Below are 23,716 nucleotides of genomic sequence, written 5' to 3'. Positions count from 1 at the left end.
GCAGCATCCTGCTTAGAAAGTACGCGCCTTGGGCGGGAAGGACTCGACCGTCAGGGGCTTCATTTGAACGGGCTTGTATTCGAGGCGGCTGTCTTCCGAATACCACAGCGTGTGCTTCAGCCAGTTCTCGTCGTCGCGGTTGGGGAAGTCGTCCAGCGCATGCGCGCCGCGGCTTTCGTGGCGGTTGGCGGCCGACTTGATGGTGGCGCGCGCCACTTCGGTCATGTTGGCCAGTTCCAGCGCCTCGATGCGGGCGGTGTTGAACACCTTGGACTTGTCCTTGAAATAGATGTGCTCGGCCTGCTTGGCGAGGTCGTCGATCTGGCCTACGCCCTCGTTGAGCAGTTCGAGCGTGCGGAACACGCCGCAGTGGCGCTGCATGGACACGCGGATGGCGTTGGCGACGTCCTGGGTCTTTTCGCCCGAGGTGCGGCCTTCCAGCTTGGCCACGCGCTGCATCGAGAAATCGACGGCTTCTTTGGGCACCGGCTGGTGCGAATGCTGGCGCTCGAGATGCGTCGACACGATGTGGTTGCCGGTGGCGCGGCCGAACACGATGAGGTCGAGCAGCGAGTTGGTGCCCAGGCGGTTGGCGCCGTGCACCGACACCGCGGCGCACTCGCCGATGGCGTACAGGCCGTTGACGATCTGGTTTTCGCCGTTGACGCGCGAAAGCACCTGGCCGTGATAGTTGGCCGGGATGCCGCCCATCTGGTAGTGAATGGTGGGCACGACCGGGATCGGCTCTTTGATGGGGTCGACGTTGCCGAACTTGATGGCGATTTCGCGGATGGACGGCAGCCGCTTGTTGATGACGTCGGCGCCGAGGTGATCGAGCTTGAGCACCACGTAGCTGCCATCGGGACCGCAGCCGCGGCCTTCCTTGATTTCCTGGTCCATCGAGCGCGACACGAAGTCGCGCGGCGCCAGGTCTTTCAGGGTGGGCGCATAGCGCTCCATGAAGCGTTCGCCGTCTTTGTTCAGCAGGATGCCGCCTTCGCCGCGCACGCCTTCGGTGATCAGCACGCCCGCGCCGGCCACGCCGGTGGGGTGGAACTGCCAGAACTCCATGTCCTGCAGCGGAATGCCCGCGCGCGCGGCCATGCCCAGGCCGTCGCCCGTATTGATGAAGGCATTGGTGGACGCGGCCCAGATGCGGCCGGCGCCGCCGGTAGCCAGCACAGTGGCCTTGGCTTCCAGGATGTAGATGTCGCCGGTTTCCATTTCGAGCGCCGTGACGCCAACCACGTCGCCGGCTTCATTGCGCAGCAGGTCCAGCGCCATCCATTCGACGAAGAACTGGGTGCGCGCGGCCACGTTGCGCTGGTACAGCGTGTGCAGCAGGGCGTGGCCGGTACGGTCGGCGGCGGCACAGGCGCGCTGCACCGGCTTTTCGCCGAAGTTTGCCGTGTGTCCGCCAAAGGGGCGCTGGTAGATCGTGCCGTCGGCGTTGCGGTCGAACGGCATGCCGAAATGCTCGAGCTCGTACACCGCGTTGGGCGCTTCGCGGCACATGAACTCGATGGCATCCTGGTCACCCAGCCAGTCGGACCCCTTGACGGTGTCGTACATGTGCCAGTACCAGTTGTCTTCGCTCATGTTGCCCAGCGAGGCGCTGACGCCGCCCTGCGCAGCCACGGTGTGCGAACGCGTGGGGAACACTTTGGAAAGCACCGCCACCGACAGGCCTGCCTGGGCCAGTTGCAGCGAGCAACGCATGCCGGCTCCGCCGGCGCCGACCACCACCACATCGAATTGGCGGCGCGGCAATGAATTCATGACAGAGACCACGGCTTAGATACTCCAGAGGATTTGCGCGAAATAAACGACCGAACCGACCAGCCAGAGGATGGTCAACACCTGCAACAGCATACGCACGCCCGCGGGCTTGACGTAGTCCATCCAGATGTCGCGCACGCCGATCCAGGCATGCCACGCCAGCGCCAGGAAAAACAGGGTGGCCAGGATCTGGCCGACAGGAATGGCATACACGCGGAAGGTGAACAGCGCCTTCCAGCTTTCGTACGAGAAGGACGGCATCACCAGCATGCCGACGATGAGCACCAGCGTATAGATGGCCATGATGACCGCGGTAATGCGCTGGGCGATGAAGTCGATGACACCGTAATGGGCGCCCACGACGAGGCGGGTGGGGCCATAGTTCTTGGAAGCGGCCATTTACAGAGCTCCGAACAATTTGAGTGCGAACACCAGGGTCAGCGCGAGGCTGACGCCGAAAACCACGCCGGCGCTTTTCTGGGCCGAGATCTTGTCCACGCCGATGTGCAGGTCGAGCATCAGGTAGCGGATGCCGGCACAGAAGTGGTGCAGGTAGCTCCACACCAGGGCCAGCACCACCAGCTTGACCAGCGGGTGGCCGGCATATTGGGCCACTTGCGCAAAGCTGTCCGGCGAGGTCACGCTGGCCGCGAACAGCGGCAGGATGACCAAGGGAAGACAGAGAAAGAGCAGCGCGCCGCTGACGCGGTGCAGGATGGACAGCTTGCCCGCGAGCGGCAGGCGATAGCGGGCGATTTGCGCAATTCCGATATTGCGGAACTGCGGACGTGGCTTGGCAGCGGTGTCGGACATGACGGCCTCGGTGTTACGGTGCTAGGGATTCGTGACAGCGAAATTCGCATCGCCCTTGCGGGCAAACACGCTATTTTCGCCCAGAGATCGGGTCGGTATCAAATCGTAGGAAAAAAGCTCATCAATTCAGGCTATTGCGATAATGATAGTGATCGGTAACGTATAAGCCGCGGCGCACCTCGACCGGACGGTCGCCATAGGTATACGACACGCGGTCGACTTGCAGCAGCGGCGTGCCCGACTCGACGCCCAGCAGCGTCGCGATGTCGGCCGGCGCCGTCACGGCACGGATCTTTTCGTCGGCGCGAACCATGCTCACGCCGAACTCCGTTTCGAACAGGCCGTACAGCGGCGCCTTGTTGGCGGCCAGCAGTTCGAATGTAAGCGTGCGGAACAGCGCCCCGGGCAGCCAGATGTCGTCGATGACGGTAGGCCGGTGGTTCATGGAAAGCTGGCGGCGGATGGTGACCACGGTCTCGCCGGCGCGCAGTTCGAGCGCGCGGGCGATCTCGGCCGGCGCGCGCATGCGCCTGCATTCGAGAATACGGCTTTCGGCACGCCCGCCTTCGCCTTCTTCGTCAGGCGCCAGGCGCAGAAAGCGATAGCGCACGCGCGCTTCGTGGTGGGTGGCCACGAAGGTGCCCTTGCCCTGGCGGCGCAGCAGCAGGTGCTCGGCGGCCAGTTCGTCGACGGCCTTGCGCACGGTGCCCTGGCTGACCTGGAACCGTGCGGCCAGGTCGATTTCGCTGGGGATGAGTTCGCCGGGTTTCCATTCGCCCCGCTCCAGGCTTTGCACCAGCAATTCCTTGATCTGGCGATACAGCGGGCTGAACGCCGCCCCCTCGCCCGCGGTGCGGGCGGCGCGATTGCGAGGGGCGGGATCGGGCCTGGGGTCTGCCATGGATGTGTTCGAGTGTGCTTGTTCGGTGCGGCGGCGCGCAACGCGCTGCGCGGGCCGGATAAAGACCCGTGTTTCGGGGTACCGGGCAAACGCATCATTGTGGCACAACGCCGCCTTGATTGTCCAACGTCTTATGTCTTATATAAGATATAAGAGCAATTGACGCGCTCATAAAATCCATCTAGGATTCACAGCAATCTGCCGGCCCTCCGGCGGCACGCAGCCGTGCCCAGCGTTTACACTGTTTGGCGAGATTTTTTCTCTCACCGACCTCATTACGGAGAACCTTCATGTCCAAGCCCGCCATGCGTGTCGCCGTCACCGGCGCCGCCGGCCAAATTGGTTACGCCCTGCTGTTCCGCATCGCCTCGGGCGAGATGCTGGGCAAAGACCAGCCGGTCATTCTGCAACTGCTGGAAATTCCCGACGAAAAGGCCCAGAAAGCGCTGAAAGGCGTCATCATGGAACTGGATGACTGCGCGTTCCCGCTGCTGCAGGAAGTCACCGCGCACAGCGATCCGCGCACCGCATTCAAGGACGCCGACGTCGCCCTGCTGGTGGGCGCGCGCCCGCGCGGTCCCGGCATGGAACGCAAAGACCTCCTCAGCGTCAACGCCCAGATCTTCACCGCCCAGGGCAAGGCCCTGAACGATGTGGCCAGCCGTGACGTCAAGGTGCTGGTGGTGGGCAACCCCGCAAACACCAACGCCTACATCGCCATGAAGTCGGCGCCCGACCTGCCGGCCAAGAACTTCACTGCCATGCTGCGCCTGGATCACAACCGCGCGCTGTCGCAACTGGCGGCCAAATCGGGCAAGGCCGTGGCCGACATCGAAAAACTGGTCGTGTGGGGCAACCACTCGCCCACGATGTACCCCGACTACCGCTTCGCCACCGTCAACGGCCAGAGCCTCAAAGACCTGATCAACGACGACGCCTGGAACCGCGACGAGTTCATCCCCACGGTGGGCAAGCGCGGCGCGGCCATCATCGAGGCCCGCGGCCTGTCGTCGGCTGCTTCGGCCGCCAACGCCGCCATCGACCACGTGCGCGACTGGGTGCTGGGCAGCAACGGCAAGTGGGTCACCATGGGCGTCCCGTCGGATGGCTCTTACGGCATCCCCGAAGGCATCATCTACGGCGTGCCCGTCATTACCGAAAACGGCGAATACAAGCGTGTCGAAGGCCTGGAAATCGATGCCTTCTCGCGCGAGCGCCTGGACTTCACGCTGAAAGAACTGCTCGAAGAGCGCGACGGCGTCAAAGACTTGCTGAAGTAACCCGAAGCGCTGCGCGCTTCCCTCTGTATAAAGGAGCCTCACACCCCCGGGTGTCAGGCTCCTGCCGCCTACGCAATAAACCTGTGTCTTTCCCGGCCGATTTGCCTGCCGGCGGCAAGGGCCCAGATTTATGGCGCAGCCCCGGGCCCGTCCGGGCACGCGGCGCTTTCCGCTATAACAATCAGGCCGGGCGCCCGAGCGAGCGTCTGTGTCTTACTCGGAGACTGACCCATGACCCGACCCGCATCCCCCGGCGCCCTGTTCCGCCAGGCCCTGGCCGAAGAATCCCCCTTGCAGATCATCGGCGCCATCAATGCCAACCATGCCCTGCTCGCCAAGCGTGCGGGGTATCGCGCCATTTATCTGTCCGGCGGCGGCGTGGCTGCCGGCTCGCTGGGCCTGCCCGACCTGGGCATCAACACGCTGGATGACGTGCTGATCGACGTGCGCCGTATTACGGACGTGTGCGACGTGCCCCTGCTGGTCGACATCGACACCGGCTTCGGGCCGTCGGCATTCAATATTGCCCGCACGGTGAAAAGCCTGATCAAGTTCGGCGCAGCGGCCTGCCACATCGAAGACCAGGTTGGCGCCAAGCGCTGCGGGCATCGCCCGGGCAAGGAAATCGTCAGCACCGAGGAAATGGCCGACCGTGTCAAGGCGGCCGCCGACGCGCGCACCGACTCCGACTTCTACCTGATCGCTCGCACCGACGCCATTGCGTCGCACGGAGTGGACGCCGCGATCGAGCGCGCGCTGGCCTGCGTCGAGGCCGGCGCCGACGCGATCTTCGCCGAGGCCGCCTACGACCTGCCCACCTATGACCGCTTCGTCAAGGCGGTAAAGGTGCCCGTGCTGGCCAACATCACCGAATTCGGCAAGACGCCGCTGTTTTCCGTGCAGGAACTGGGCAGCGTGGGGGTGGGCATGGTGCTGTACCCGCTGTCGGCCTTCCGCGCCATGAACAAGGCGGCCGAGAATGTCTATCAGGCCATTCGGCGCGACGGCCACCAGAAGAACGTGCTGGACACCATGCAGACTCGCGACGAGCTCTACGACCGTATCGAGTATCACGCGTTCGAAGCGCAACTGGATGCGCTGTTCCAGCAAGGCAAAGCGAAGTAAATCCGCTATACCGGCATTCTTTACGCCATCGACGCCCGCATGGGCAAGGAGTCAGAGACATGAGCACCTCGCAAAAGAAACCAAGCGCGCCCGCCGCCAAGAAAGAAAGCGCGCAAGCCGAGGAGAAAACCGGGTTCAAGCCCAAGAAGTCCGTTGCACTGTCGGGGGTGGTGGCCGGCAATACGGCGCTGTGCACCGTTGGCCGCACTGGCAACGACCTGCACTATCGCGGCTATGACATTCTGGATTTCGCCGGCACGGCCGAATTCGAGGAAATCGCCCACCTGCTCGTGCATGGCAAGCTGCCCAACAAGGCCGAACTGAAAGCGTACAAGGCAAAGTTGCGCGCGCTGCGCGGCCTGCCCGCGCAATTGCAGGACGCCCTGGAAACCCTGCCCGCGTCCAGCCACCCCATGGATGTCATGCGCACGGCCGTATCGGTGCTGGGCTGCGTGCTGCCCGAAAAAGACGACCACAATGTCCCGGGCGCGCGCGACATCGCCGACCGGCTGATGGCGAATCTGGGGTCGGCGCTGCTGTACTGGTATCACTACAGCCACAACGGCCGCGTCATTGACGTCCAGACCGACGACGACAGCATCGGCGGGCACTTCCTGCACTTGCTGCACGGCGAAAAGCCGTCCGACGACTGGGTGCGCGCCATGCACACCTCGCTCATTCTGTACGCCGAGCATGAGTTCAACGCGTCGACCTTCACCAGCCGCGTCATCGCGGGCACGGGGTCGGATATTTATTCCGCCATCACGGGCGCCATCGGCGCGCTGCGCGGCCCCAAGCATGGCGGCGCCAACGAAGTCGCCTTCGAAGTGCAAAAGCGCTACGACTCGCCCGACGAAGCAGAAGCCGACATCCGCCGCCGCGTCGAGGCCAAGGAAGTCATCATCGGTTTCGGCCACCCGGTATACACGGTGTCCGACCCGCGCAACAAGGTCATCAAGGAGGTCGCGCGCAAGCTGTCCAGGAAGGCGGGCAGCACCAAGATGTACGACATCGCCGAGCGTCTTGAAACGGTAATGTGGGACGCCAAGAAGATGTTCCCGAATCTGGACTGGTTCTCGGCCGTCAGCTATCACATGATGGGCGTGCCCACTGCGATGTTCACGCCGCTGTTCGTCATCGCGCGCACCGCCGGCTGGTCGGCGCACATCATCGAGCAGCGCATCGACAACAAGATCATCCGCCCCACCGCCAACTACGTCGGCCCGGAAGATCAAAAGTACGTGCCGCTCGACAAGCGCAAATAAGCCGCTCGCGAAAAAAGAAAAGGCTTGGGCGCATGCCCAGGCCTTTTTTGTTTTGAAGGACAGGTCTTTTGGGGGCTTGAAGGTGTCTGGAGTCTAGAGGTGTCTGGCACTCTTGCAGTGTTAAAGGTGTCTGACACCCTTCGGGAGTCAGACACCGGCGTTTTGGCGCTTAAAGACGTCAGACGCCCTTCCAGAGACACCGGTGTGATGGCGCCCGGCAGGTGCGGGACGCCGGTATGCCCTCTGGTGTCTGACTCCCGCAGGGTGTCTGACACCAGACACGCACCACACTGGCGCGTAAGGTGTCAGACACGCAGCGTACTGGCGCTCAAGGTGCCAGACACGCAGCCACACAGGACGTGTGCCACCCGCCACGCAGGCGCACAGAGAGCCCGACACCTGACGCTCAAGCGCCCAAAGAGCCCGACACCTGACGCTCAGGCCGTGGCCGGTCCGCTGGCAGGCGACCACGGCGCGCGCACCCAGCCTTCCATGAGGACTCGCGCGCTGCGCGACATGATGGCCTTGGTGACTTTCCATTCGCCGTCGATCAGGTTCGCCTGCGCGCCCACGCGCAGCGTGCCCGACGGGTGGCCGAACCGCACGCCATCGCGCTGGCCGCCGCCGGCGGCCAGATTGACCAGCGTGCCCGGCACGGCTGCGGCCGTGGCAATGGCCACCGAGGCCGTGCCCATCATTGCATGATGCAGTTTGCCCATCGACAGCGCCCGCACCAGCAGATCGATGTCGCCGGCCGCGACGCGCCGGCCGCTGGACGCGGTGTAGTCGCGCGGCGGCGCCACGAACGCCACCTTGGGCGTGTGCTGGCGCGCGGCGGCTTCTTCCAGCGACTTGATCAGGCCCATGCGCAAGGCGCCGTGCGCCCTTATGGCCTCGAAGCGCGCGAGCGCCGCCGGATCGCCATTGATGTCGTCCTGCAATTCGGCGCCCGTGTAGCCCAGCGCCTCGGCTTGCAGAAAAATCGTGGGAATGCCGGAATTGATGAACGTGGCCTGGAACCTGCCCACGCCCGGAACATCCAGTTCGTCAACCACGTTGCCCGTGGGAAACATGGCCCCGCCCTCTTCGCCTTCGTCGGCCGGGTCCATGAATTCCAGCCGCACTTCCGCCGCCGGAAAGGTCACGCCGTCGAGCTCGAAGTCGCCGGTTTCCTGCACCAGCCCGCCCGACATCGGCACATGGGAGACGATCGTCTTGCCGATGTTGGCCTGCCAGATGCGCACCACCGCAACGCCGTCGCGAGGCACCCGTTCGGGGTCCACCAGTCCGTTGGCGATCGCATAAGGGCCCACCGCGGCCGACAGGTTGCCGCAATTGCCGCTCCAATCCACAAAGGGCTGGTCGATCGACACCTGGCCGAACAGATAGTCCACATCATGCCCGGGCCGGCTGCTGCGCGACAGGATCACCGTTTTACTGGTGCTGGACGTCGCCCCACCCATGCCGTCGATCTGCTTGCCATACGGGTCGGGGCTGCCGATGACTCGCAGCAGCAAGGCGTCGCGATCGGGGCCGGGCGCCTGCGCCGCGTGGGGCAGGTCCGTCAACTTGAAAAACACGCCTTTGCTGGTGCCCCCGCGCATGTAGGTGGCGGGTATCCTGATCTGGGGAGCATGGGCCATGTTGCCGTCCTGAATAATCTGAACCATTCTTGATCTGTTTCGAAGTAACCGCGTGTGCAGGCGTGCCCGCCTGATCAGCCCGCCTTCTGGTCGACGGCGGCCGCCTCGGCTTCGAGGAAGTCTTGCGCAAAGCGCTGCAGCACGCCGCCCGCTTCGTAGATGGAGACTTCTTCGGCGGTGTCGAGCCGGCAGGTTACGGGCACCTGCAGCGTTTCGCCGTTGCGCCTGTGCACAACCAGCGTAAGGTCGGCGCGCGGCTGTCGAACGCCGATCACGTCGTAGGTTTCGGTGCCGTCCAGCGCCAGCGTGCTGCGGTTGGTGCCCGGCTTGAATTCCAGCGGCAATACGCCCATGCCCAGCAGGTTGGTGCGATGGATGCGTTCGAAACCTTCGGCCACGATGGCCTCGACGCCGGCCAGGCGCACGCCCTTGGCGGCCCAGTCGCGCGACGAGCCCTGGCCGTAGTCGGCGCCGGCCACGATGATCAACGGCTGCTTGCGCTGCATGTAGGTCTCGATGGCTTCCCACATGCGCATCACCTTGCCGTCGGGCTCGACGCGCGCCAGCGACCCCTGCACGACCTTGCCATCGGCATCGCGCACCATCTCGTTAAAGAGCTTGGGATTGGCGAATGTGGCGCGCTGGGCGGTAAGGTGGTCTCCCCGGTGCGTCGCGTACGAATTGAAATCTTCTTCGGGCAGGCCCATTCTGGCCAGGTATTCGCCCGCGGCGCTGTCGGGCAGGATGGCGTTGGACGGCGACAGGTGGTCGGTGGTGATGTTGTCGCCCAAGAGCGCCAGCGGACGCATGCCGCGCAGCGTGCGCTCGCCGGCGAGCGCGCCTTCCCAATACGGGGGGCGGCGGATATACGTGCTTTGCGGGCGCCAGTCGTACAGCGGGCTGACGGCCTCGCGGCGCTCGTTGCGGATACCGAACATGGGTTCATAGACGTTGCGGAAGTGCTCTGGCTTGACGGCGGCCTGCACCACCGCGTCGATTTCCTCGTCGCTGGGCCAGATGTCCTTCAGGCATATCGGCTTGCCGTCGGCATCGACGCCCAGCACGTCCTGCTCGATGTCGAAGCGGATGGTGCCGGCAATGGCATAGGCCACCACCAGCGGCGGCGAAGCCAGGAAAGCCTGTTTCGCATAGGGATGGATGCGTCCGTCGAAATTCCGGTTGCCGGACAGGACGGCCGTGGAATAGAGGTCGCGGTCGATGATTTCCTGCTGGATCGCCGGATCGAGCGCGCCGGACATGCCGTTGCACGTGGTACAGGCGAACCCCACGATGCCGAAGCCCAGTTTGTCCAGCTCGGCGGTCAGGCCGGCTTCTTCAAGGTAGAGAGCCACCGCCTTCGATCCCGGCGCCAGGGAAGTCTTGACCCACGGCTTGCGCGCCAGGCCCGCACGATTGGCATTGCGCGCAAGCAGCCCCGCGGCAATGACGTTGCGCGGGTTGCTGGTGTTGGTGCAGCTGGTAATGGCGGCGATGATGACCGCGCCATCGGGCAGCAGGCCGGGCTGCGACGCCACCGGGCCGGCGATGCCGCGCGCGGCCAGGTCGGACACCGGCAGGCGCCGGTGCGGGTTGGAAGGCCCCGCCAGGGTACGCACGACGCTGGACAGGTCGAACCGCAGCACGCGTTCGTACTGTACATTGGCCAGCGTGTCGGACCACAACCCCGCCGTGCGGGCATAGGTTTCCACCAGCCGCACCTGTGCGTCGTCGCGGCCGGTGAGCTTCAGGTATTCGACGGTCTGGCCGTCGATGGAGAACATCGCGGCGGTTGCGCCATATTCGGGCGCCATATTCGAAATGGTGGCGCGGTCGCCCAGGGTCAGGCTCGAAGCGCCATCCCCGTAGAACTCGAGATAGGCGCCCACTACCCGTTCCTTGCGCAGGAATTCGGTCAGCGTCAGTACGATATCGGTAGCCGTGATACCCGGCTGGCGCCGCCCCGTGAGCTCGACCCCGACGATGTCGGGCAGGCGCATCCATGACGCGCGGCCCAGCATGACGTTCTCGGCTTCGAGCCCGCCCACGCCGATGGCGATGACGCCCAGGGCGTCTACATGCGGTGTATGGCTGTCGGTGCCCACCAGCGTATCGGGAAACGCCACGCCGCCCTGTGCGTGTATGACAGGCGACATGCGCTCGAGATTGATCTGGTGCATGATGCCGTTGCCCGGCGGCACGACATCAACGTTGCGAAATGCCTTGCGCGTCCATTCGATGAAATGGAAACGGTCTTCGTTGCGGCGGTCTTCGATGGCCCGGTTCTTGGCGAATGCGTCGGGCTCGAACCCTCCGTGCTCCACCGCAAGTGAATGGTCGACGATCAACTGCACCGGCACCACCGGGTTGACCTTGGCCGGGTCTCCGCCCTTTTCCGCGATGGCATCGCGCAGGCCCGCCAGGTCCACCAGCGCGGTCTGGCCCAGAATGTCGTGGCACACCACCCGCGCGGGGAACCACGGAAAGTCCAGGTCGCGCCGGCGCTCGATGAGCTGCCGCAGGGCGTCGTCGAGCAGCGCAGGGTCGCAGCGGCGCACCAGGTTCTCGGCCAGCACCCTCGACGTATAGGGCAGGCCATCATAAGCGCCGGGCGCCAGCGCCTCGACGGCGGCGCGTGCATCGAAGTAGTCCAGGTCGGTGCCGGGCAGGGGCTTGCGGTATTTGGTGTTCATGCTTCCGTACGCGGCAGGTTGCCCTGCGCGATCTGCTGTTCAATGTTGAGACGCGACGCGCGGATATGCCTGCGCATCAGGAGTTCCGCCAGTTCCCCGTCGCCGTCGGCCAGCGCGTCGAGGATACGGTGATGCTCGGCGTACGCCTGGCGGGGGCGGTTGGGCGTGGCCGAATACTGGATGCGATACATCCGCGCCAGTTGGTAAAGGTCGTCGCACAGCAGGCGGATCAGCATCTGGTTGCCGCTGGCCTGCACGATGCGGTAATGGAAATCGTAGTCGCCCTCTTGCAGATAGTAGCCCCGGCCGGCCTGGAAGGCCTCGTCACGCTCGTGGGCCTCGAGCACCCGGCGTAGCTCGTCTGCGCCGGCGGGTGTCATGCGCGCGGCGGCCAGTCGGCAAGCCATGCCTTCGAGCGACTCGCGTATCTGATACAGCTCGCACAGTTCTTGCTGACTGAGCGAGACAACCCGCGCGCCCACATGGGGTATGCGCACCAGCAGCCGCTGCCCTTCGAGCCGATGAATGGCCTCGCGCAAGGGCCCGCGGCTGATACCGTAGGTGCGCGCGAGCTCGGGCTCGGACATCTTGGTGCCCGGCGCGATCTCGCCCTTGACGATAGCCGCCTGGATCTTGCGGAAAACGTGGTCCGCAAGGGTTTCGGATTCAGATTCGGCGGCAGGGCGCAATACTGCGACTTGGGCGTCCATGTCGACAATTTCACGGATGGAGACCGGGAAATTATAGTCAGATTGTACTTTCAGGGCTAGATTGTCAACAATCATCCAATTGCTTTCGTGACCACCAGCCTGCCGTCGCGTGGCGCGCGGCGCGCAGCCTGCACCAGGAGCCGCCATGTCCGTCATTGAATCGAACCTGCGTCCCGAACCCGACCAAGTGCTGGCCGATATCGCCGACTACGTGCTGGACTACCAGGTCGAAAGCCAGCCGGCCTGCGAAACCGCGCGCAACTGCCTGATCGATACGCTGGGCTGCGGCCTGGAAGCGCTGGAGTACCCCGCATGCCGCAAGCTCCTGGGCCCCATCGTGCCCGGCACGTCCGTGCCGCTGGGCGCCAAGGTGCCTGGCACCCAGTTCCAGCTCGACCCCGTCCAGGCCGCTTTCAACATCGGCGCCATGATCCGCTGGCTGGACTTCAACGATACGTGGCTAGCCGCCGAATGGGGCCATCCCTCGGACAACCTGGGCGGCATACTGGCCACCGCCGACTGGCTCTCGCGCAACGCCGTGGCCGCGGGCAAGCCGCCGCTGACCATGCGCGACGTTCTCACCGCCATGGTCAAGGCCCATGAAATACAGGGCTGCATCGCGCTGGAGAACTCGTTCAATAAAGTGGGCCTGGACCACGTCGTGCTGGTAAAGGTGGCATCCACGGCTGTCGTGGCGCAGATGCTGGGCCTGTCGCGAGACGAAATCATCAACGCCGTCTCGCTGGCCTGGGTCGACGGCCAGAGCCTGCGCACCTACCGCCACGCTCCCAACACCGGCAGCCGCAAGAGCTGGGCGGCGGGCGACGCCACCAGCCGCGCCGTACGCCTGGCGCTCATCGCACGCACCGGCGAAATGGGCTATCCCTCTGTGCTCACAGCCAAGACCTGGGGCTTTTACGACGTTTTGTTCAAGGGTCGGCCCTTCAGGTTCCAGCGGCCCTATGGCAGCTACGTGATGGAAAACGTGCTGTTCAAGATTTCGTATCCGGCCGAGTTCCATGCGCAAACCGCCGTGGAATGCGCCATGGACATTCACGCGCGCCTGCTCGTCGCCGGCAGGTCGCCTGCGGAAATCAAGCGCATCGTGATCCGCACACACGAGGCCTGCATCCGCATCATCGACAAGCAGGGCCCGCTGGACAACCCGGCCGACCGCGACCATTGCATCCAATACATGGTGGCCGTGCCGATACTCTTCGGCCGCCTCACCGCGGCCGACTATGAAGACGACGTGGCCGCCGACCCGCGCATCGACGCCCTGCGCGCCAAGATCGTGTGCGTAGAAGACCCGGCCTTCACCCGCGACTATCACGATCCCGACAAACGCTCCATCGCGAATGCGCTCACCGTGGAATTCAACGACGGCACCCGACTGGACGAAGTGGTCTGCGAATACCCCATCGGCCACAGGCGCCGCCGCCAGGAAGGCATCCCGTTGCTGGAAGCCAAATTCCGCACCAACCTGGCCCGCATCTTCCCGCCGCGCCAACAGGCCCGCATCCTGGACGCGTCCCTGGACCAACACACCCTGGAAGCCATGGCCGTGCATGAATATGTAGACCTGTACGTCATCTGACCCGCACACCGACGGCGGCCGCCGCATGCAGGCCCGCAGCCCTGCGCTGCCTGGAATGGCCGGGCACGGCGGGTTGGGCGGCGGGGCAGCACAGGCAAGGCCCCATCCTTGACTACAATGCACCCATTCCCTTTCGTTGTATCGGACGCGCCGCCATGCTCTGGGTCAAGGCCTTTCACATCGTTTTCGTTACGTCCTGGTTCGCGGGTCTGTTTTACCTGCCGCGCATCTACGTCAACCTCGCCCAGCAGCCGGACCACGCCGTGCAGTCCACCCTGGTGGCCATGGGACGCCGTCTTTACCGCTTTACGACCATGCTGGCCGTCATCGCCATCGCCCTGGGGCTGTGGCTGTATGTGGGCTATGGCATAGGCATGGGCCCCGGCAACGGCTGGATGCATGCCAAGCTGTTCTTCGTACTGCTCATCATCGGCTACCACCATGCCTGTGGCGGGATGCTGCGCAAGTTCGAACAAGGGCGCAACACGCGCTCGCACCGGTTCTACCGCTGGTTCAACGAAATTCCGGTCTTGTTGCTGGTGGCAGTGGTGCTGCTGGTCGTACTCAAGCCTTTCTGACGCCCCTTGCCCGGCCCCCCGGCCCGGATTCGCATGCCTTCTGATGATCACTCCCGCCGCAAGACCCTGACGGTCAAGAAAACAGCCCGCGACGCCCATGCCGCGGGCGATCGCGGCAAACGCACGCGCAGCGGCGCGCGCGCACGCTCGGCAGCCCAGATGGAGCTCGCCAAAGAGAAAACCGGGCGCACCCTGGCCCACCCGGCGCCGCAGCAACGGGCCGAGTCCGGCACATTCTCCGCGCGCGCCGGGAAGGCGCCCGGCCAGCGCGGTACGCACGACGATAGCCAACGCGCGCCGCGCTCGGGCGCCTTCGGGCCGCGCGACCCCGAAACCGGCGACCGGCCGTCCGGCGCACGGCGGCGCGAGCCGCGCGCAGCGCGCGAGCCGGAAACCTTCGACATCTTCGCGCCCTGCCCGCAGGGCCTGGAAGAAGCCCTGACCGCCGAAATGCAGGCGCTCGGCTTTGCCGATGCCCGGGCCGGGCGCGCCGGCTGTCATTTCCGCGCCGACTGGGCCGGCGTGCAGCGCGCCAACCTGTACTCGCGGCTGGCGACCCGCATCCTGGTTCAGGTGGCCCACGAGGAAATCTCGCACGAAGACGACATCCTGTACCTGGCCCGGGACGTACCCTGGGAACGCTGGTTCGGCGCCGAGCAGACTCTGCGCGTGGACACCTCGGCCATCAAAAGCCCCGTGCAAAGCCTGCACTATTGCAATCTGCGCGCCAAAGACGGCATTTGTGACCGCCTGCGTGAACGCGAAGGCGAACGGCCCAGTATCGACACCGTGCGTCCCGATGCGCGCGTACACCTGTTCCTGACCGGCCATACCGCCACGCTGTATCTCGATACGTCGGGCGAATCGCTCTTCAAGCGGGGCTGGCGGCTCGACAAGGGCGAAGCGCCCCTGCGCGAAAACCTGGCGGCCGGCATGCTGGCGCTGGCCGGCTGGGACCCGGCGGGGGCATTGCTCGACCCCTTCTGCGGCAGCGGCACGATCCTGATCGAAGCGGCCTGGATCGCGCTGGGCGTGCCCGCGGGCATCTCGCGGCCATTTGGCTTCGAGCGCCTGCGCGATCACGATGCACGCCGCTGGCAAGACCTGAAAGACGATGCCCGCAGCCGCATTCTGCCGCAGCTGGACGCCCCGCTGGTGGGCTATGACCTCGACCCCCGCGCCATCGATTTCGCCCGCAGCAATGCAGAACGCGCCTGGCTGACGGCCGACAGCATCCGGTTCGAGGTAGGCGACGCGCGCTCGGCGCCCCCGCCCGCCGAGCAAGGGTGGATCGTCACCAACCCGCCATACGGCGAGCGGCTGCCCAGCGACGAATCGGACCTGTGGCGCGAATGGTCGGCGCACCTGAAGCGCGAATACGCCGGCTGGCAGCTGCATGTGATTTCCAGCGACCGCGATCTGCCGCAGCACCTGCGCCTGAAGCCACTGCGCCGCATTCCGCTGTACAACGGCGCGCTGGACTGCCGGTTGTTCGGATTCGAACTCGTGGCCTCGAGCTATCGGGATCGCCCGCCCACGGCGTTGTAAAAAAACAGCAATACGGGCTTGATACCGTTGCGGTCAAGCCACAAAACGCCAAGCCGGTGCATGATGAGCGCCAGTTCAGTGCACACCGCACTAAAGGCTTGCATAAATTCAGGGTTAACCCTAAAATTCGGGTTAACCCGTAGCGTCACCGAACGCACACGAATTTAGCAAGCCTGGAACCATCGTGATCAACCCGAATACCTTTCGCCTGACCGACGAACTCGAACGTCAGCTGATGTTGCAAGCCATCGAAGAACAGTTCCGCCCCCGCCCCATGCGCGCCCTGGCATCCGGCCTGCGCAAACTGGCTCTGGGCATCAAGTCGCTGATGGCTCGCGAAGGCGCCAAGGCCGCGCAATCGGCCGCCTGAGGCAGCCCGCGGCAAAGTAACGATTTCCCCTTGGGGGCTGCAACAGCCCCTTTTAAGACCCACCCCGCAACGGGTGGGTTTTTTTTCGCCCGGGCGCGCCGCCCGGATGCGGGATAATACGCCCCCATGACCCACACCCCTACCCCGTCGACCCCCAGCAGGCTGCGCCGATTCGCCTGCATGATGTACGAAGCCGTATTGCTGTTCGGCGTGGTTTTCCTTGCCGGATACCTGTTCGACACGCTGACCCAGAGCAAGCACGCACTGATGCTGCGCCATGCGCGGCAAGCCTGGCTGTTCGTGGCCATCGGCATTTATTTCCTGGTGTGCTGGCGCCGCAGCGGCCAGACGCTGCCCATGAAAACCTGGAACATCCAGTTGGTGGACCGCGACGGCCGCCCCCCGTCGGTGCCGCGACTGGTCGCGCGCTATCTGCTTGCATGGCCGCTCGTGCTGGTGGGCGCGGGCATCGTGGCCGCCGCATCGGCGGCCACACAATGGAAGTCGGTGGACATGTTCATTGTGCTGGCGCCGTTCATGACCTTTGTATGGTCCTGGTTCGACCCCGACGGCCAGTTCATGCACGACAGGCTGCTGGGAACGCGCCTGCGCAACGCGCCGCCCCGCAAACGCTAGGGCCGCGGCAGGGCCGGCTGTGGCACGCCGGCTTCGCATCTGTCACAACACCGTCACCGGAAAGTCACGCGGCAGTCATGGCGGGGTGGTTACATCCCGGACATGAGCTCATTGCACGCCGACACCCCCGCGAGCGACCTGTCCGCCACACACTGGCGCACGCTCTGGATATCCGACCTGCACCTGGGCACGCCCGGCTGCAAGGCGGATTTCCTGCTCGACTTCCTGGAACAGAACGAGTCCGATACGCTTTACCTGGTGGGCGATATCGTGGACGGCTGGCAGCTGCGCAAGCACTGGCACTGGCCGCGCGCCCATAATGATGTCGTGCAGCGCATCCTGCGCAAGGCCCGCAACGGAACCCGGGTGGTATTCGTGCCGGGCAACCACGACGAATTCGCCCGTGAGTTCATCGGCTATGCGTTCGGCGATATCGAGATCCTGGACGAAGACGTTCACGTCACCGCGCGGGGCATGCGCTTGCTGGTGCTGCACGGCGACCAATTCGACGGCGTGATACAGCACAGCAAATGGCTGGCGCACCTGGGCGACACGCTCTACCAGTCGGCCCTGTGGCTGAACCACCACTTCAACCGCATGCGGCACCGGATGGGCCTGCACTACTGGTCGCTATCCCAATATCTGAAGCACAAGGTCAAGAACGCCGTGGCCTTCATTACCGATTTTGAAGAGGCCCTGGCGGGTGAAGCCCGCCGGCGCGGCCTGGACGGCGTCGTGTGCGGCCATATCCACAAACCCGAACTGCGGGACGTCGGCGGGGTGCTTTACTGCAATGATGGCGACTGGGTCGAGAGCCTGTCGGCCCTGGCCGAAGCCCATGACGGCGAGCTGATGCTGCTGGACTGGAGCGCCCGCCACCGCCAGCGGCCGGCACGCGCCCGTCCACGTCGCCGGACGTTGGCGCTGCCAGCGCTACCATCGGCCTTGACCCGCCAGGACCGGCACCCGTAAAAACCCTTATACGTCCCCTTTAGCGGCATGGGAATGTTGCAGTCTGCGGCCCTCTAGGTCATGCTTGCATATGGGGCACCCCGGCCCCAGGCGGCCTTTCCCTGTGGACAGTTCGCCGGCGCGCTAACAACATAGGGCCATGAACGACCAATATCACGCGCTCTACCAAACATTCCACTGGCTGGTGCCATCCCAATTCAATATTGCGGACGTATGCTGCCACCGCTGGGCCGCCAACAGTGCCGACGCCCGTCGCATCGCCATCTATTACGAAGATGAGGCCGGCAACCGGGAAGTCTGGACATACGCTCGCCTGGCCGAGGCCGCCAACCAGTTGGCCAATGGCCTGGTGAAGATGGGCGTCGAACGTGGAGACCGGGTGGGTGTGGTTTTAGGGCAACGGCCCGAAACTGCCGTGGCCCACATGGCGATCTACAGCGTCGGCGCCATTGTGGTGCCCCTGTCGCCCTTGTTCGGCCCCGAGGCGCTGCAGACGCGCTTGCGCGATTCCGAGGCCAGAGTCGCGATCGTCGATTTCGCATCCAGCGCCAATCTGCTTTCCATCAGCGATACCTGCCCTGCCCTGCACCAGGTTATCGGCATCGGCTTTGCCGACGAGCGCGTGCTGCCCTGGCGCAGCCTGCTGGCCCGCCAGCCCGGGGAATTCAAGCCGGTCGCCACCCGTTCATCCGATCCGGCGATACTGCTTTACACATCGGGCACCACCGGCGCACCCAAGGGCGCCCTGCTGCCTCATAGCGTGCTGATCGGCAATCTGCCGGGGTTCGTGGCCTCGCAAGACTGGTTTCCCAAGCCCAATGATGTGTTCTGGTCGCCGGCCGACTGGGCCTGGACGGGCGGCATGATGGACGCCCTGCTGCCCACGCTGTATTTTGGGCACCCCATCGTCGGCACGCGGGCGCGCTTCACGCCCGAACGCGCATTCGAGCTGATGGAGCGCTACCAGGTCACCAACACCTTCCTGTTTCCCACGGCGCTCAAGATGATGATGAAAGCCGTGCCCGAACCCGCCAGCCACTATAAGCTGGCGCTGCGGTCCATCATGAGCGCCGGCGAAAGCGTGGGCGAAACCGTGTTCGACTGGTGCCGCACGGCGCTGGGCATCACGCCCAATGAAATGTTCGGCCAGACGGAAATGAACTACCTGGTGGGCAACAGCCGGATGCGCTGGCCCGCCAAGCCGGGCAGCATGGGCCGCCCGTACCCCGGCCACCAGGTGGCCGTCATCGACGAGGCCGGCCAACCCGTAGCGCCCGGTGAAATCGGCGAAATCGCCCTGAACCGCTACGACATTCACGGCTTTCCCGACCCTATCCTGTTTTTGGGCTACTGGCGCAACGAGGCCGCGACCGCGGCAAAGTTCACGGGCGACTGGTGCCGCACCGGAGACCTTGCCACCGTGGATGCCGACGGCTACCTGTGGTACGCCGGCCGCGCGGACGACGTATTCAAATCGGCCGGCTACCGTATCGGCCCGGGCGAAGTCGAAAACTGCCTGCTCGGGCATCCCGCCGTGGCCAATGTCGCCGTGGTGCCCAAGCCCGACGCCGAGCGCGGCGCGCTGGTCAAGGCATACGTGGTGCTGACGGCCGAATACGCCGACCGCGACCCCGACCAGATCAAGCAGGCGCTGCAAGAGCACGTGCGAGACCGGCTCGCCCCGTATGAATATCCGAAAGAGATCGAGTTCATCGCCGAGCTTCCCATGACCACCACCGGTAAAATCCAGCGCAGGGTGCTGCGCCAGCGCGAAGAGGCGCAGGCGGGCATACACGCCTGACCACTACCGGAGACAGTTGCATGGCCATCTATCAACTCGACGATCACACGCCCGTCATCGACCCCAGCGTCTATATCGCCGACAGCGCCGACATCATCGGCAATGTCACGCTGCATGCCGGCGCAAGCATCTGGTCGCACGTGGCGATCCGCGGCGACAACGCTCCTATCGTGGTGCACGAAGGCACCAACATCCAGGAATCCAGCGTGCTGCACGTGGACGAAGGCTGCCCGATGACCATCGGCCCGCGTGTCACCGTGGGGCACCAGGCCATGCTGCACGGCTGCACCATCCATGAGGGCGCCCTGATCGGCATGCAGGCTATTGTGCTGAACAACGCCGTGATCGGTCGCAACTGCCTGGTGGGCGCCGGGGCCATTATTCCCGAAGGCCGCATCATTCCCGATAACTCGCTGGTCATCGGCGTGGGTAAGGTGGTGCGCGAACTCAGCCCCGAAGAAATCGCCGACATGCAACAGAACAACCGCGTCTACGAGGCCCGCGCCAGGCATTACAAGCAGGCCCTGAAACGCGTCGGATAACCCGCGCGGCGGGCCTTTTGATCGGCTAACATTCCTGTATGACCGATCAACTCAAGAAATTCCTGTTCGAAGACCGCACGGTGCGGGTGCAGGCCGTGCGCCTGAGCGAAACCTGGCGCCAGGCCCAGGAACACCATCAATACCCACCCGCCGTGCAACGCCTGCTGGGCGAACTGATGGCCGCCGCCACGCTGCTGGCGGCCAATATCAAGTTCGAAGGCTCGCTCGTGCTGCAGATCCAGGGCAGCGGGCCGATCGCGCTGCTGGTCGTCGAATGCCAGTCCGACCTGAGCCTGCGCGCAACGGTCAAGGTGCGCGACGGCCACGAAGTGCCCGCCGATGGCGACCTGCAAAGCCTGCTCAATGCCGACGGGCAGGGCCGCTTCATCGTGCTGCTGGACCCGCGTCGCAAAGTGCCGGGCCAGCAAACCTATCAGGGCATCGTGCCGCTGGAAGGCGACACCGTGGCGCAGGTGCTGCAGCACTACATGAAAGCGTCCGAGCAACTGGATACGCGCCTGTGGCTGCAAGCCAACGGCGAGCACGCCGGCGGGCTACTGGTGCAGCGCCTGCCCGACCATGGCGGCACGGCGCAGGGCGGCAATGCGGCCGAAACGATGGCGCGCGCCACCCTGCTGGCCGACACGCTCAAGCCCGACGAGCTGGTGCACACCGACACAGACACGCTGATCCACCGGCTGTACTGGGAAGAAACGCTGCTGACGTTCGAACCCGCGAACGTGCGCTGGCATTGCACGTGCACGCGCGAACGCGTTTCGGGCATGCTGCGCACGCTGGGCGAAGACGAAATCAAGGCAATCCTGGCCGAAGAGGGCACCGTGCGCGTCACCTGCGACTTCTGCGGCAAGCCGTACGAGTTCGATTCCGTCGATTGCTCCGGGCTGTTTGCCCCGGCGCGCCCCATGCCCGAGCAGGATCCGCCCACGGTGCACTAGGCGGCAGGCGGCCGGCCTTCGGCCAGGAGCAATACACCCTGGCGTAATTGCCACAATCGACGGCGCGGCAGCGGCGGCGCACACTGGCGGCCATGCCCTGTGTTGTTCGTCGTTCGCATTGCCGACGGTTGCGCGCCGTTCGCCGCCCCAGCCGCGGGGCGGCGCTGGTGGAATTTGCCATTGCCGCACCGCCACTGCTGCTGCTTGCCATGCTGGTGATCGAAGCCACGCACTGGCAGCTGGCGTGGCAGCGCACCTATGTGGCCCTGGTCGAAGCCGCCCGCGCGGGCGCCCTGCACCACGGCCACCCCGAAGTCATTGCGCGGGCGTTTGCATCGCACGCGGGCGCCGACGCGGCCGGCGTGCCGCCAACCCAGGACGGCGGCCCCGCGCACGGCTGGCGCATCGCTATTCTGCAGCCCGCCCCCGAGGCCGTACGGGCCCACGCGCGGGCGGGGCTGCGCGTGCCCGGCGCCGCGGGCCGCATCGCGGCAAGCAACGATTACCAGGCCGAACATCATGCCTCGCGCGGGGCCATCGCCGGGCATACCATCTACGACGCCAACACCCTGTGGCTGCGCCTGACCTACCCGCACAGGCCGCTGGCTCCCCTGACCCGCACCTTGCTGCGCACGGTGGCGGACGCGGCCGGGCCCTGCGCCCGCCCCTGGCTGGCCAAAGGCCTGCTGGCGCTGCGGCTGGAGCTGCGCATCGAAATGCAATCGCATCCGGTGGACTGGCACGCTGCGCCCGCCGTACGGCATGAAGCCGTAGGCTACGGTGCGGAAGGCTGTAACGGAAAGCCGCCGTGACGGGAAGGTCAGCGGCGCGGCGCAGCCGGCTTGCCGGATGACGGCGCGGGCTGGGCCTGGGGAGGCACCGGGCTGCCCGGGGGCAGGATATGCACGAAGACCTCGCCTTCGCGCATCATGCCCAGTTCGCTGCGGGCGCGTTCTTCGATGGCGCCCACGCCCGTGGCCAGGTCTCGGACTTCGGCCTCGAGCGCCGCATTGCGCGCCCGCAGGCCTTCGTTGATGTCATGCTGCGCCGCCACCTGACGTTGCAGGTCCCATACCTTGAACCAGCCACCCTTGCCCAGCCAGAGCGGATACTGGATCAGGACCACCAGAACCAGCAGCACCAGGAACAGCAGGCGCATAGACAGACACCCTTGACTATTGCGGCGGACCGCAGGGGCCGGGCGCCAGGCGCCCGGTTCGATTAACGCAGGTTGTAGAAGGCGTCCAGCCCCGGATACGAAGCCACTTCGGCCAGTTCTTCTTCGATGCGCAGCAACTGGTTGTACTTGGCCATGCGGTCCGAGCGCGACAGCGAGCCGGTTTTGATCTGCATGGCGTTGGTGGCCACGGCGATATCGGCGATGGTGGAATCCTCGGTTTCGCCGGACCGGTGCGACACCACGGCGGTGTAGCCCGCCCGCTTGGCCATCTCGATGGCGGCGAAGGTTTCCGTCAGGGTGCCGATCTGGTTGATCTTGATGAGGATCGAGTTGGCGACGCCCTTCTGGATGCCTTCTTTGAGGATGCGCGTGTTGGTGACGAACAGGTCGTCGCCCACGAGCTGCACCTTCTTGCCGAGCTGGTCGGTCAGGAGCTTCCAGCCTTCCCAGTCGTTTTCGGCCATGCCGTCTTCGATGCTGATGATCGGGTACTTGTCGCACCAGGTGGCCAGCAGGTTGGCGAATTCCTGCGACGTGAGCGACAACCCGCCCTCGCCGGCCAGGGTGTACTTGCCGTCGCGGAAAAACTCGGAGCTGGCGCAGTCCAGGCCCAGCGCGATCTGCGAACCGGGCTCGTAGCCGGCTTCGGCGATGGCCTTCAGGATGAGCTGGATGGCCGCTTCATGGTTGGCCACATTGGGGGCGAAACCGCCTTCGTCGCCCACGGCCGTGGACATGCCTTGCGCGTGGATGAGCTTCTTCAGCGCGTGGAAGACCTCGGCGCCCCACCGCAGGGCTTCGCGGAAGCTGGTGGCCCCCACCGGCAGGATCATCAGTTCCTGCAGATCGAGGTTGTTGTTGGCATGCGCGCCGCCATTGATGACGTTCATCATGGGCACGGGCATGCTCATGGGGCCGCTGCCACCGAAATAACGGTACAGCGACAGGCCCGACTCGTCGGCGGCCGCGCGGGCCACGGCCATACTGGCGGCCAGCATGGCATTGGCGCCCAGGCGTTCTTTGGTTTCGGTGCCGTCCAGTTCGATGAGGGTGCGGTCGACGAAGGTCTGTTCCTGGGCGTCCAGGCCCATCAGGGCTTCGGAGATCTCGGTGTTGAGGTTCTCGACGGCGCGCAGCACGCCTTTGCCCAGGTAGCGCGACTTGTCGCCGTCACGCAGTTCGATGGCTTCGCGCTGGCCGGTGGAAGCGCCCGAGGGCACCGCGGCGCGGCCCATCGCGCCGGACTCGAGCAGCACGTCGCACTCGACGGTGGGGTTACCGCGCGAGTCGAGGATTTCGCGGCCAATGATGTCGACGATTGCACTCATGA

General features: G+C 65.1%; 22 protein-coding genes. 13 read left to right on the top strand and 9 right to left on the bottom strand.

Features of this window, described 5'->3' with window-relative positions:
• Positions 1–12: 12 nt before the first annotated feature.
• From sdhA to CAL19_RS05160, 4 genes are all read right to left on the bottom strand, one after another.
• Positions 13–1,791: a succinate dehydrogenase flavoprotein subunit gene (sdhA, locus tag CAL19_RS05175; RefSeq protein WP_026640432.1), complete on the bottom strand. Its 1,779-nt coding sequence runs from the start codon at positions 1,789–1,791 to the stop codon at positions 13–15.
• Positions 1,792–1,794: 3 nt separating this feature from the next.
• Positions 1,795–2,178: a succinate dehydrogenase, hydrophobic membrane anchor protein gene (gene sdhD / locus CAL19_RS05170; RefSeq protein ID WP_026640431.1), complete on the bottom strand. Its 384-nt coding sequence runs from the start codon at positions 2,176–2,178 to the stop codon at positions 1,795–1,797.
• On the bottom strand, positions 2,179–2,592 hold the full coding sequence (sdhC, locus tag CAL19_RS05165) for a succinate dehydrogenase, cytochrome b556 subunit (protein ID WP_026640430.1): 414 nt from the start codon (positions 2,590–2,592) through the stop codon (positions 2,179–2,181). It abuts the gene before it with no gap.
• A 121-nt stretch (positions 2,593–2,713) separates the two neighbouring features.
• Positions 2,714–3,493 carry a GntR family transcriptional regulator gene (locus CAL19_RS05160; RefSeq protein WP_026640429.1) on the bottom strand — a complete coding sequence of 260 codons (780 nt, stop codon included), beginning with the start codon at positions 3,491–3,493 and terminating at the stop codon, positions 2,714–2,716.
• A gap of 290 nt (positions 3,494–3,783) precedes the next feature.
• On the opposite strand from CAL19_RS05160, the gene CAL19_RS05155 reads away from it, so the two are divergent.
• The 3 genes from CAL19_RS05155 (at position 3,784) to prpC (ending at position 7,163) form a co-directional block, all read left to right on the top strand.
• The gene (locus CAL19_RS05155; RefSeq protein WP_026640428.1) at positions 3,784–4,773 is read left to right on the top strand and encodes a malate dehydrogenase; all 990 of its coding nucleotides are present in this window, start codon (positions 3,784–3,786) and stop codon (positions 4,771–4,773) included.
• Between the two features lie 231 nt (positions 4,774–5,004).
• On the top strand, positions 5,005–5,898 hold the full coding sequence (gene prpB / locus CAL19_RS05150) for a methylisocitrate lyase (protein ID WP_026640427.1): 894 nt from the start codon (positions 5,005–5,007) through the stop codon (positions 5,896–5,898).
• Positions 5,899–5,957: 59 nt separating this feature from the next.
• Positions 5,958–7,163 carry a bifunctional 2-methylcitrate synthase/citrate synthase gene (gene prpC, locus CAL19_RS05145; RefSeq protein WP_026640426.1) on the top strand — a complete coding sequence of 402 codons (1,206 nt, stop codon included), beginning with the start codon at positions 5,958–5,960 and terminating at the stop codon, positions 7,161–7,163.
• Between the two features lie 437 nt (positions 7,164–7,600).
• Here prpC and prpF read toward each other — a convergent pair whose 3' ends face one another.
• From prpF to CAL19_RS05130, 3 genes are all read right to left on the bottom strand, one after another.
• On the bottom strand, positions 7,601–8,806 hold the full coding sequence (prpF, locus tag CAL19_RS05140) for a 2-methylaconitate cis-trans isomerase PrpF (protein WP_094796402.1): 1,206 nt from the start codon (positions 8,804–8,806) through the stop codon (positions 7,601–7,603).
• A 74-nt stretch (positions 8,807–8,880) separates the two neighbouring features.
• Complete coding sequence (acnD, locus tag CAL19_RS05135; protein WP_094796180.1) at positions 8,881–11,496, bottom strand: Fe/S-dependent 2-methylisocitrate dehydratase AcnD; 2,616 nt, start codon at positions 11,494–11,496, stop codon at positions 8,881–8,883.
• On the bottom strand, positions 11,493–12,206 hold the full coding sequence (locus tag CAL19_RS05130; RefSeq protein WP_026640423.1) for a GntR family transcriptional regulator: 714 nt from the start codon (positions 12,204–12,206) through the stop codon (positions 11,493–11,495). The genes acnD and CAL19_RS05130 overlap by 4 nt, the downstream gene beginning before the upstream one ends.
• Positions 12,207–12,351: 145 nt before the next feature.
• On the opposite strand from CAL19_RS05130, the gene CAL19_RS05125 reads away from it, so the two are divergent.
• The 10 genes from CAL19_RS05125 to CAL19_RS05080 all read left to right on the top strand — a co-directional run bounded on the left by CAL19_RS05125 (position 12,352) and on the right by CAL19_RS05080 (position 22,018).
• Positions 12,352–13,803: a bifunctional 2-methylcitrate dehydratase/aconitate hydratase gene (locus CAL19_RS05125; RefSeq protein ID WP_094796179.1), complete on the top strand. Its 1,452-nt coding sequence runs from the start codon at positions 12,352–12,354 to the stop codon at positions 13,801–13,803.
• A 155-nt stretch (positions 13,804–13,958) separates the two neighbouring features.
• Positions 13,959–14,381: a CopD family protein gene (locus CAL19_RS05120; protein WP_094796178.1), complete on the top strand. Its 423-nt coding sequence runs from the start codon at positions 13,959–13,961 to the stop codon at positions 14,379–14,381.
• Positions 14,382–14,414: 33 nt separating this feature from the next.
• The gene (locus tag CAL19_RS05115; protein ID WP_094796177.1) at positions 14,415–15,929 is read left to right on the top strand and encodes a THUMP domain-containing class I SAM-dependent RNA methyltransferase; all 1,515 of its coding nucleotides are present in this window, start codon (positions 14,415–14,417) and stop codon (positions 15,927–15,929) included.
• A 184-nt stretch (positions 15,930–16,113) separates the two neighbouring features.
• The gene (locus tag CAL19_RS05110) at positions 16,114–16,299 is read left to right on the top strand and encodes a hypothetical protein (protein ID WP_038852468.1); all 186 of its coding nucleotides are present in this window, start codon (positions 16,114–16,116) and stop codon (positions 16,297–16,299) included.
• A gap of 126 nt (positions 16,300–16,425) precedes the next feature.
• Entirely contained in the window at positions 16,426–16,935 is a 510-nt protein-coding gene (locus CAL19_RS05105) for an RDD family protein (protein WP_094796176.1), read from the top strand.
• Between the two features lie 102 nt (positions 16,936–17,037).
• Positions 17,038–17,907, top strand: coding sequence for a UDP-2,3-diacylglucosamine diphosphatase (locus tag CAL19_RS05100; protein WP_026640417.1), 870 nt, complete (start codon positions 17,038–17,040; stop codon positions 17,905–17,907).
• Positions 17,908–18,046: 139 nt separating this feature from the next.
• Positions 18,047–19,708, top strand: coding sequence for an acyl-CoA synthetase (locus CAL19_RS05095; protein ID WP_094796175.1), 1,662 nt, complete (start codon positions 18,047–18,049; stop codon positions 19,706–19,708).
• 20 nt (positions 19,709–19,728) lie between these two features.
• Entirely contained in the window at positions 19,729–20,250 is a 522-nt protein-coding gene (locus tag CAL19_RS05090; protein ID WP_026640415.1) for a gamma carbonic anhydrase family protein, read from the top strand.
• Positions 20,251–20,288: 38 nt separating this feature from the next.
• Entirely contained in the window at positions 20,289–21,206 is a 918-nt protein-coding gene (gene hslO / locus CAL19_RS05085; RefSeq protein WP_026640414.1) for an Hsp33 family molecular chaperone HslO, read from the top strand.
• A 167-nt stretch (positions 21,207–21,373) separates the two neighbouring features.
• Complete coding sequence (locus tag CAL19_RS05080) at positions 21,374–22,018, top strand: pilus assembly protein (RefSeq protein ID WP_170941499.1); 645 nt, start codon at positions 21,374–21,376, stop codon at positions 22,016–22,018.
• Positions 22,019–22,026: 8 nt separating this feature from the next.
• On the opposite strand, the gene ftsB is transcribed toward CAL19_RS05080, so the two are convergent.
• Both ftsB and eno read right to left on the bottom strand, forming a co-directional pair.
• Complete coding sequence (ftsB, locus tag CAL19_RS05075; protein WP_026640412.1) at positions 22,027–22,365, bottom strand: cell division protein FtsB; 339 nt, start codon at positions 22,363–22,365, stop codon at positions 22,027–22,029.
• A 62-nt stretch (positions 22,366–22,427) separates the two neighbouring features.
• The gene (gene eno / locus CAL19_RS05070) at positions 22,428–23,714 is read right to left on the bottom strand and encodes a phosphopyruvate hydratase (protein ID WP_026640411.1); all 1,287 of its coding nucleotides are present in this window, start codon (positions 23,712–23,714) and stop codon (positions 22,428–22,430) included.
• Positions 23,715–23,716 lie beyond the last annotated feature (2 nt).

Source organism: Bordetella genomosp. 7 (genome assembly GCF_002261265.1).
Classification (GTDB): Bacteria; Pseudomonadota; Gammaproteobacteria; order Burkholderiales; family Burkholderiaceae_B; genus Bordetella_A.
Note: the sequence above shows the minus strand (reverse complement) of the source record. Positions and strands in the feature narration are given on the sequence as shown.